This window comes from Bacillus sp. AF62, from assembly GCF_050312695.1.
GTDB lineage: Bacteria > Bacillota > Bacilli > Bacillales > Bacillaceae_G > Bacillus_A > Bacillus_A cereus.
Window position 1 is genome coordinate 1 of sequence record NZ_JBNPJZ010000216.1, and the last position, 815, is coordinate 815.

Below are 815 nucleotides of genomic sequence, written 5' to 3' on the forward strand. Positions count from 1 at the left end.
AAAGTTAGTTTGTCTAGCATCTAAAAATAAAAATTGACGTTTCACGTTGTTTGTTTCGTTCAGTTTTCAAAGAACTAAAAGCGGGTGAAGAGAATCGAACTCTCGACCAGAGCTTGGAAGGCTCTTGTTTTACCACTAAACTACACCCGCGTGGTCGGGAAGACAGGATTTGAACCTGCGACCCCCTGGTCCCAAACCAGGTGCTCTACCAAGCTGAGCCACTTCCCGTAATTGGCGCGCCCGAGAGGAGTCGAACCCCTAACCTCTTGATCCGTAGTCAAACGCTCTATCCAATTGAGCTACGGGCGCTTATTCATGATGTTTTTTCGTCGTTGTATTTTGGCGACTCATTTATCTTATCATACTACATTTTCAAATGCAAGTACTTTTTTAAGATTTTTTTGATGCGGCCGAGAGGACTTGAACCTCCACGGGGTTTCCCCCACTAGGCCCTCAACCTAGCGCGTCTGCCGTTCCGCCACGACCGCGCGGAAAAAACAAAAAGTGAGCCATGAAGGATTCGAACCTTCGACCCTCTGATTAAAAGTCAGATGCTCTACCAACTGAGCTAATGGCTCGTAAATGGCTGGGCTAGCTGGATTCGAACCAGCGCATGACGGAGTCAAAGTCCGTTGCCTTACCGCTTGGCTATAGCCCATCGAAAAAATATCTTATTTTCAAAGACAAATGTTATTGTACCATAATGTCCAATAAAAAACAACTGCCAATTAGCAGAAGTTAAAATGGCGGTCCCGACCGGGGTCGAACCGGCGATCTCCTGCGTGACAGGCAGGCATGTTAACCACTACACCACG

7 tRNA genes are annotated in these 815 nt (G+C 47.0%); all 7 read right to left on the bottom strand.

Annotated elements, in window-relative coordinates:
* Positions 1-79: 79 nt before the first annotated feature.
* Positions 80-150, bottom strand: a tRNA-Gly gene (locus ACQRBL_RS32375).
* A 1-nt stretch (position 151) separates the two neighbouring features.
* Positions 152-228: transfer RNA gene (locus ACQRBL_RS32380), tRNA-Pro, on the bottom strand.
* 4 nt (positions 229-232) lie between these two features.
* A tRNA-Arg gene (locus ACQRBL_RS32385) sits at positions 233-309 on the bottom strand.
* 96 nt (positions 310-405) lie between these two features.
* Positions 406-488, bottom strand: a tRNA-Leu gene (locus ACQRBL_RS32390).
* 17 nt (positions 489-505) lie between these two features.
* Positions 506-578, bottom strand: a tRNA-Lys gene (locus ACQRBL_RS32395).
* 5 nt (positions 579-583) lie between these two features.
* Positions 584-658, bottom strand: a tRNA-Gln gene (locus ACQRBL_RS32400).
* A gap of 86 nt (positions 659-744) precedes the next feature.
* Positions 745-814, bottom strand: a tRNA-Asp gene (locus tag ACQRBL_RS32405).
* Position 815: the final 1 nt, after the last annotated feature.